Origin of the sequence: Enterococcus sp. S183_ASV_20, from assembly GCF_018919685.1 — a bacterium.
Classification (GTDB): Bacteria; Bacillota; Bacilli; order Lactobacillales; family Enterococcaceae; genus Enterococcus; species Enterococcus faecalis.
The window spans coordinates 1-7,641 of sequence record NZ_JAHLRI010000084.1 but is presented as its reverse complement, the minus strand read 5'-3'; the positions used below and the strand labels follow the sequence as shown (position 1 = coordinate 7,641).

11 protein-coding genes and 1 pseudogene are annotated in these 7,641 nt (G+C 32.7%); 11 read left to right on the top strand and 1 reads right to left on the bottom strand.

Annotated elements, in window-relative coordinates; genetic code table 11:
* Positions 1 to 42: 42 nt before the first annotated feature.
* On the bottom strand, positions 43 to 384 hold the full coding sequence (locus KQI94_RS14760) for a hypothetical protein (protein WP_125241104.1): 342 nt from the start codon (positions 382 to 384) through the stop codon (positions 43 to 45).
* Between the two features lie 93 nt (positions 385 to 477).
* On the opposite strand from KQI94_RS14760, the gene KQI94_RS14755 reads away from it, so the two are divergent.
* The 11 genes and pseudogenes from KQI94_RS14755 to KQI94_RS14705 all read left to right on the top strand — a co-directional run bounded on the left by KQI94_RS14755 (position 478) and on the right by KQI94_RS14705 (position 7,272).
* A complete protein-coding gene (locus KQI94_RS14755) occupies positions 478 to 1,179 on the top strand; it encodes a hypothetical protein (RefSeq protein WP_174091585.1) in 702 nt (233 codons plus the stop codon).
* A gap of 128 nt (positions 1,180 to 1,307) precedes the next feature.
* Positions 1,308 to 1,964: a C47 family peptidase gene (locus KQI94_RS14750; protein WP_240069912.1), complete on the top strand. Its 657-nt coding sequence runs from the start codon at positions 1,308 to 1,310 to the stop codon at positions 1,962 to 1,964.
* 62 nt (positions 1,965 to 2,026) lie between these two features.
* Positions 2,027 to 3,490, top strand: coding sequence for a C47 family peptidase (locus KQI94_RS14745; RefSeq protein WP_174091597.1), 1,464 nt, complete (start codon positions 2,027 to 2,029; stop codon positions 3,488 to 3,490).
* Between the two features lie 411 nt (positions 3,491 to 3,901).
* Positions 3,902 to 4,177, top strand: coding sequence for a hypothetical protein (locus tag KQI94_RS14740; RefSeq protein ID WP_174091584.1), 276 nt, complete (start codon positions 3,902 to 3,904; stop codon positions 4,175 to 4,177).
* 29 nt (positions 4,178 to 4,206) lie between these two features.
* On the top strand, positions 4,207 to 4,401 hold the full coding sequence (locus KQI94_RS14735) for a CsbD family protein (protein WP_010714351.1): 195 nt from the start codon (positions 4,207 to 4,209) through the stop codon (positions 4,399 to 4,401).
* A 300-nt stretch (positions 4,402 to 4,701) separates the two neighbouring features.
* Positions 4,702 to 4,959, top strand: a complete 258-nt coding sequence (locus tag KQI94_RS14730; RefSeq protein WP_174091583.1) for a toxin-antitoxin system, antitoxin component, AbrB family protein — start codon at positions 4,702 to 4,704, stop codon at positions 4,957 to 4,959.
* Positions 4,956 to 5,294 (top strand): type II toxin-antitoxin system PemK/MazF family toxin, encoded by a 339-nt coding sequence (locus tag KQI94_RS14725; RefSeq protein WP_125241108.1) that lies wholly within the window; start codon positions 4,956 to 4,958, stop codon positions 5,292 to 5,294. The genes KQI94_RS14730 and KQI94_RS14725 overlap by 4 nt, the downstream gene beginning before the upstream one ends.
* Before the next feature lie 204 nt (positions 5,295 to 5,498).
* A complete protein-coding gene (locus KQI94_RS14720) occupies positions 5,499 to 6,116 on the top strand; it encodes a recombinase family protein (RefSeq protein ID WP_025191668.1) in 618 nt (205 codons plus the stop codon).
* A gap of 40 nt (positions 6,117 to 6,156) precedes the next feature.
* Positions 6,157 to 6,456 (top strand): annotated as a pseudogene (locus KQI94_RS16845) (BRCT domain-containing protein).
* Between the two features lie 33 nt (positions 6,457 to 6,489).
* Positions 6,490 to 6,687, top strand: coding sequence for a hypothetical protein (locus KQI94_RS14710; protein ID WP_048669782.1), 198 nt, complete (start codon positions 6,490 to 6,492; stop codon positions 6,685 to 6,687).
* Positions 6,688 to 6,954: 267 nt separating this feature from the next.
* A complete protein-coding gene (locus KQI94_RS14705; RefSeq protein WP_010824100.1) occupies positions 6,955 to 7,272 on the top strand; it encodes a DUF6440 family protein in 318 nt (105 codons plus the stop codon).
* Positions 7,273 to 7,641 lie beyond the last annotated feature (369 nt).

Sequence of the window (7,641 nt, the reverse complement as noted above, 5' to 3'; positions counted from 1 at the left end):
TCTGTAATTTCCAATAGCTCATTACGACGGAAGCCAAGCAGATTACTTCTTCTGCTTGACTTTATTATATTCATAATATGTCAAAAAGAAACAAACACTAGAAAATAAAAATAAAGCTGATTTAGATACTATTTCATTGACTGTAAATGCTTGAGCTAAAGTAACTAGTGACACTATGAAGTGGGTCCATACTTTTGATTTAGAATAGTTTTCTTTCTTTATTTCATAAAGAACTGAAAAAATTAACCAAATTATAAGTCCTAAAATGAGAAGCGGTTGCTCCCACGCTTTTGAATAAGAGTGTTCACTTATAAAAAAATATAGTAAAAGAAAGATAAGAAATACTGTGCATAAAAAATAATTTTTTTTTGTAATAATTTTCATAATCAGCCTCCTAATAAAAAACCTTTACTTGATTCTAATACAGATGTATACTTGTGTAAAGGGTTACAAAAATAATTTTTAAGGAGAATTGATATGAAAAAGTTTTTTGTGTCTTCTATTGTTGCAATTAGTCTTTTGAGTGGTTTGGGAGTGCCAAGTGTTGCTGTTGCGGCTGGTAATGATGAAATAAGTAGTATTCAGCAAAATAAAGAAAAAGCTGAGGCTACGAATGAATTCTTAGCTATGCAAGATCAGATTACATCCGTTTTACGTATTGAGGATGGTCATTATGTTTACAACAAAGAGGATGTAAAAAATATTGTTTACAGCTTTGATTTTGATAAACTTAACCAGCAATTAGACTTGGATTATACTAAAGAATCATTTTATAGCGTTGCTATAGAATCAATTGATAATACTCAATTTCAAACGCATAGCATTTCGAAAAGAAATGCAAACCCATACAATAGAAACTATTTTGAAGAGGGCTGGAATTACTATCGTAGCTGGCAAGATCACAATACTGCAAAAGAATCTATTAAAAATATGCGTGATGCAGCTTTTGTATTAAATGGTGGAGGTGGAATAGCCACAGTTGTTGGAATATTTGCTTCAGGTCCTCTTGCTCCTTTCGCTGGCGTTGTAGCTGCTGTTTCTGGATTAACAGCAATGTATTTTGACAATATGGCTACAAATACAGAGTTAAAAAATAATTACTCAGGAATTGTTCTAGAAGCAAATAAATTTACATTTGTATATAGTGTATGGTCTCAAAATGAATATAAAGGAAAATAAAACTTTTTGACATTTTTCCCTGCAACGCTAGGTTTCTTTTGAAGATTGACCTAGTTTTGCAGGTATTTCTGTATATCTACTAAATAATTCATTAATTATAAATAAATGGTGATAAGGAGTGTTCAGCAGTGACTAAGAGAAAAACAACTATTCTAAAAATATTTATTTTAACTACGGTACTAACTTTCTTTTTGGGTTATGGGGGGCAAACCTTTGCAGCATCAGCTCCTCAAATAAAAAGCTTAGAAGGATTTAATTCTCTTGAAAAATATGATGATTTGCAAGGAACTGAACATGCGTTTGCAAAAGTTCTTAACTACAAAACGAAGCGAACCGATATTTCTGCTAAATCTATTCTAAAGTTTGTTTATCCTAAAAAAACTGACACGGAGCTTAATAACTCATCAGCTTCCATTAAAGATTGTATACGCTATGCACAATCTCTTGGGGTCAATATGCAGTGGAAGGATGAATCCGTAATTAATTACGATGCTATTAAGCAACAAATTGACAAACAGCAGCCTATTTTCTTATGTTTTAAGCCAAATAAAGCAGATTGGATGGAACCTTATCTGCTTACAGTTGCATATGGGTATGTATTTGTTAAAGGGGATGGGCAAACGAACAAAGATTTTAAAATGGCAAGTATTTGGAATGCAAGATATTTGACTCCAACATCAATTAATATAAACACTAACAGTACTTCTTTAAAAGTCACTGACTTTTCGATGAATGGGAATCCGCAAAAAGATTATACTTACATTGGATCTATTACATTAGGATAAATTTATAGGAGGAGTGAGTTTAATTGGGTTTAAAAAAATTATTAATAGGAACTGTACTACTTATGTTGACTTTTTTTGCGGGAAGTACTGTTTTAGCAACAGATATGAATAACTCTAAATTATTTATTAAAACGCATGAAGTTAATCCTGAATTAATTGCACATGCACAACAGGATTGGCGATTTTATTTCGAAAATTTAACAGCAGTAGAAGATCAAGGGCCACTAAATATAGAAGCATTTTATTTAGGACAGCCATTTACTTTAACCAATGAAACAGATAGCCAAACAGCCTATTTCCCTATTATCGAAAGACAATCTGGGACTATCAATGATATATTAGAAGTTTCTTTGGTAGATAATATGCCGGCACTAACGATTTCTAGTCAGTTTGTTGAACAATTAAATAGTCTAATACCTACAGCAGAAGACACTAGCTTTTCTTTGAACCTTGATAGCGAGAGTCACCAACTTCTGTCTTCAGAAGAACCGAATCGTGAACAAGCCGTTGATATTAAACAAGAGATAGCCAGCCTTAATAGGCAGAAACGTTCTGTTCCGGATGGCACCGTTCCAGAATACAATAGAAATATTATTCCTAATTGGATGATTACAGAAACACAAGGATTAGAACCTTGGTGTACATTTTATACGTTATCAACAATGATTAATTCGGTTGAAGGGAAAGCTGTAACCAACGCAAAAACGTTTATTAAAAAAACTTTCCCTACTGCTTCAGAAAAAGAGTTGGTCGACGGGAAATATATTACAAGTAAGCCTTTCGCACATACTATCCAAACTATGCAAAAGGAATATGGGTATACATTGGATATAAAAAATAGTCGATTGACACCAGCAGAAGTTCAAACACAAATTGATAAGAAGGCGCCAATATGGGTTGCTTTAGATAACGTTACTCAAAATTTTAATCCTGCAAAATCACATGGAATTACTATCATTGGTTATATTATAGCAAAAAATAATAAATTGGATTCTTATTACTATTTTTGGAATCCTTGGTGGCAAAAAGTGATGTTAACCAATCAAAAAGATATGAGTAACTGGAAATTAAATGATAATGTTTATTCATGGAAGTATTCTGGTATTAATTTTAGGAAAGAACCAATAAATTATGCAATGAAAGGTAAAATTGCTACTTTATTATCAAGAGCTACTTACTATCAAACTGGAGAAAAAATTCCTACTGATTTAAGAAATAAAGAGTACATTATCAAGGATGTGAAAAGCGTTTCACAATCGAATTCTAAGGTTGCTTATTATTTAGAGGGAATAAATAAGTGGGTATTAGAGCAGGATGTAAAAGAGTTTCCTACACCACTGCTTAATAAAAAAGTAACTTTACTATCTAAAGCTAGTCAATATCAAACTGGAGAAGCAATTCCAACTAATGTAAGAAATAAACAATATACTGCTCTAAAAGTGAAACCTTTTAGACGCTCTAATTCAAAATTAGCTTATTTTCTTTCAGGAATTAACAAATGGGTATTAGAACAAGACATTCAGTAGCCATTCATGTCAGAAGTAATTCTCAATGTTAAAATCGATGAATTATGAGACTGGAACATAAGCACCAAATAGAAAAGAGGAATCCTTTAAAATAAGGGTTCCTCTTTTCTAATAATTCATCTCAATTTCAACTATACATTTGAACAATTGTAACAGTCAATAGACCACTGATTAACCATTATTTCAATTGAAATACCAGATAAATAGCCAGTCGTTTTCCGCCGACTGGCAAAAGAGATAGATTTGTAAAGAAGTGATTTGTGTTTCTTACAACTTCTTTATACCATGTCACTCATGATTTATAAAGTGTGTAAGGTGAAAAATCAGACTTTAGACCATTATATTTTTTGATTTATTTGTTTTATAATTAATATGTACCATAAAAAATTGATATACGGAGGTCGAAGAAAGTTGAAAAAGATTGTATTGACAATTGCTGCCGGAGTAGCTGTATTATCATTAGCTGCGTGTGGCGGAAGTAAAGAAAAGAAAACAGAGAATTCTACAGCTACTTCTTCTAAAGTAGAAGAGGCAAAGGAAAAAGGAAGCAGCGCGCTTGATGAAGCGAAAGATAAAGCCAGTGAAGCAGTTGAAAAAGGCAAAGAAAAAGTAGAAGAAGGAAAAACAAAAGCTAGTAAAGCCATTGAAGGTGCTAGTAAAGAATTAGAGTCTTCAGATACCAACTAACAAAAATAAAATATCAGGAGGAATTCATTATGACAGATAAAGGAACGACAGATAAAATCAAAGGAAAAGCAAAAGAAGTGGCAGGAAATGTGACTGGCGATGATCAACAAAAAGCAGAAGGTTTCTTAGATCAAGCCATTGGCAAAGTAAAAGAAGTCGCTTCTGATGCGAAAGACAAAGTTGAAGATGTTGTTGAAGATGTAAAAGAAAAATTGGATAAATAGTTTCTTTAAAAGCAGACCTTGAGGTCTGTTTTTTTTAAGGATTTTAACTGCCTAAAAATATATTTATGGATGGTCAAGTTCAAATTTTATACGAAAAAAAGAAGTACTAATATCAAGGCTTCTACTACCTAAAAAGTTCACAATCTTCTTTCCGATAATAATGTCGTGAAAGTTAAAAACATGCAAATCTAACTTTTCATGATAGGATAATGAAAGTACTGTAGGAATGTTAAAAAAACACTGCAAATGTATATACTTGTATATCCCTTCGTGGTATAATGGACGAGAAGAGGTGATCATATGCTAGTTAAAGAAATTGAGCTAAAAAAGTGGGGTAATTCTAAGGGAATTCGATTATCTAAAGAAGAATTAGCAGAGCTAGGTATCAAGGGCCAAACAGCTAAATTTGAAATGGTTATTAGACAAGGTCAAATTATCCTTACACCCAAAACGACATTTCCTAGTACGCTAGAAGAATTATTTTCAGATTATAAAGGTGGAGATTTAAATGAAACCGAGTATGATTGGGGCAGTCCTGTAGGAGAAGAGTTATTATGAAAAAAAGTGTAAATGAATTAAAGCAAGGCGATGTTGTGTATATTAATTTAAATCCAACTAAAGGACACGAACAGCAGGGAAAGCGCCCGTGTATTATTCTAGGAAAGCGTCTCCCATATCTCAAAAATATGGTATCTGTTGCCCCTATCACAAGTAAAAGAAAAGCGTTTCCTCTGCATGTACCTCTTACTAAAAATATGAAAATAACAGGCGAAATCTTGCTCGAACATCATAGAAGTATTGATATTGTTTCAAGAGGTTTTGATTTCGTTGAGGAAGCCCCTGAAGAAGTAATCCAAGAATGCTTAGCGAAAATTAATCTTATCTATAAGTGAAATGAATAAAAATCAGAGGAACAGGCAAAATAATTGTTTGTTCCTCTGATTTTTTTCATCCGTTTCAAAAAGTATACTTTTTGACATGCCTTGATTTACCTTGTTTATGTATGGCATAATAATTACATAATACAATTTGAAACGTTTCTGATTTGATGTAAGTTTTTTGAAACAATTTTAGTGAAAAAAGGGTAGATAATAATGATGAGAAAATTTTTTTATATCCGAGTTAGTAGTTACGATCAATCGATCGAAAGACAACTGATTGCCGCGAAGGAATTAGGAATCCCTGAAGAATATATTTTTATTGAAAAAGCCAGCGGCAAAGATTTTAAACGCCCTGAATATCAATTAATGAAACGGATGTTTCGAAAAGGAGATTTACTCTATCTACAATCATTAGATCGACTAGGCAGAAATAAACAAATGATTTTAGAAGAATGGCGAGAATTAACTAAGGAAAAGCAGATTGATATTTCTGTGTTAGACATGCCTCTGTTAGATACTGCTAGTTACAAGCAACTAGATGGGTTAGAGACGCTTATCTCTGACTTAATTCTGCAATTACTCAGCTATATGGCCGAAGACGAACGGAAACGAATTAATAGCCGGCAAAGAGAAGGCGTAGAAGCTGCGAAACGAAAGGGTGTAAAATTCGGCAGAAAGAAAATTGCTTTACCTCCTGAATTTCCTGCGATCTATTCTGACTGGAAAGCAGGAAAAATAACTGCAGTCTACGCTATGGATCAATTGGGCATGAAACGAAATACCTTTTATCGACGGGTGAAAGAATATGAAAATACCTTGCACCACTTTTCTTGATAGATATAGCAGCTATTAGACGGGAAGGGAGAGTTTGAAAATGGACTTAACGAATCAAAGGGTCGTTTTTACTGGAACGCTGCAGCAAATGACACGAACCCAAGCCATCGATTTGGTTCACTCTTTAAACGGCCATTGTCAATCAAGTGTTACTTCAAAAACAAATTTCCTGGTTTGTGGTCAGTATTCTAAGTCGTTGTTTGATGATTCTCTCTATAGAAAAAAGGAATAAACCGCGCGGGACTTGATTGCGTTAGGTCATGAGATTACCATTTTATCAGAAGTCGAATTTTATGCGTTAATTAGTCAACAGTTGAAAGAATGGCAACGGTATTTATAATCGTTAGTAAAATGTACAAGGAGGAAAATTTTTATGAAGCGAAAATCTTATGATCGTTGGGGCATTGAAATAACTAGTTTTAATCGAAATATTGCTTTTCACGTGGAGTGTGACTGTGGGGAATTAGCAAAAAGTGTTTATCAAAAAAATTACTTTTACTGTCCTAAATGCCATCGCCGATACAAACAGAAACAAGGAGAATATGTAGCAATTACAATAATTAAAGAATAAACAAATGAGATTTACTTCAATGTTGGTTTCTGTTTCATACTAAATAAAAACCTGTTTTAATTTAGTAAAAGGGAATTGGTTTGCAAGCAAAATCTTCCGGTTTTTGATAGAATTAAGAAAAAGTTGACAACAGATCCTATTTAAAAATAGGATGATTTGCACTTGAAATTTACTTGTTGGAATAAGAGGCAATCTGTTTAATCGATTGATTGTGCGTAGAAAATGAACAAAAAGGACGGTAAGAAAATTAAAGAAAGGAAGATTTTTATGCCATTAACCTTAATACTAGGTGGAGAATATATTTATTATGATAAAAATTTAGGCATGATGGTTGCCGGGGATAATTCAAATAGTGAGTTGATAGAACAATCAGATAACGTACCATTAGACAGACATAAATGTAAGGAACATGTATTTAAAGACAAACGTTTTGTTGAAAAAGAAAGTGAATCTTTAACTCTATTAGGCTATAAAATTGTAGTTGATACTGTTACTGGTGTGAATTATTTAGAAACTCCTAAAGGAGGAATTACACCATTGCTTGATGAAACTGGGAAAGCTTGCATCGATAAAATTAGTAAGTAAATAAAACCCCACCCCTGAAAATCTTTTTTTGGGGGTTATTCTATATTCAATTATTAATGATAATTATAGTGATGAGAGAGCAATTCTAAGCCGTTTTCAAAAATATTGATCGGTAGTTATGCAAAGAATATATTGAACGTTCGTATTTATATTGTTAAATGATAGACTGCAGACGGAAATAATGGGAAAAATCCCTTTTAAATACGAATAATTATTTGTTCCAGGAATACAGCTGGAATATAAAAGACGAATAATTGGTTTCGCTTTGCTCAACTGGCCTTCAACGTTTTGTAGGGGTCCCGAGCGCCTACGAGGAATTTGTATCGATAAGAAATAGATTTAAAAATTTCGCTGTTATTTTGTACATTT

Excerpts from the sequence above, each read along its gene's own strand:
- KQI94_RS14710 (WP_048669782.1), top strand. The coding sequence starts at position 6,490 with ATGAAGCGAAAATCTTATGATCGTTGGGGCATTGAAATAACTAGTTTT.
- KQI94_RS14705 (WP_010824100.1), top strand. The coding sequence starts at position 6,955 with ATGCCATTAACCTTAATACTAGGTGGAGAATATATTTATTATGATAAA.
- KQI94_RS14720 (WP_025191668.1), top strand. The coding sequence starts at position 5,499 with ATGAGAAAATTTTTTTATATCCGAGTTAGTAGTTACGATCAATCGATC.
- KQI94_RS14725 (WP_125241108.1), top strand. The coding sequence starts at position 4,956 with ATGAAAAAAAGTGTAAATGAATTAAAGCAAGGCGATGTTGTGTATATT.
- KQI94_RS14735 (WP_010714351.1), top strand. The coding sequence starts at position 4,207 with ATGACAGATAAAGGAACGACAGATAAAATCAAAGGAAAAGCAAAAGAA.
- KQI94_RS14730 (WP_174091583.1), top strand. The coding sequence starts at position 4,702 with ATGCTAGTTAAAGAAATTGAGCTAAAAAAGTGGGGTAATTCTAAGGGA.
- KQI94_RS14755 (WP_174091585.1), top strand. The coding sequence starts at position 478 with ATGAAAAAGTTTTTTGTGTCTTCTATTGTTGCAATTAGTCTTTTGAGT.
- KQI94_RS14760 (WP_125241104.1), bottom strand. The coding sequence starts at position 384 with ATGAAAATTATTACAAAAAAAAATTATTTTTTATGCACAGTATTTCTT.
- KQI94_RS14745 (WP_174091597.1), top strand. The coding sequence starts at position 2,027 with ATGTTGACTTTTTTTGCGGGAAGTACTGTTTTAGCAACAGATATGAAT.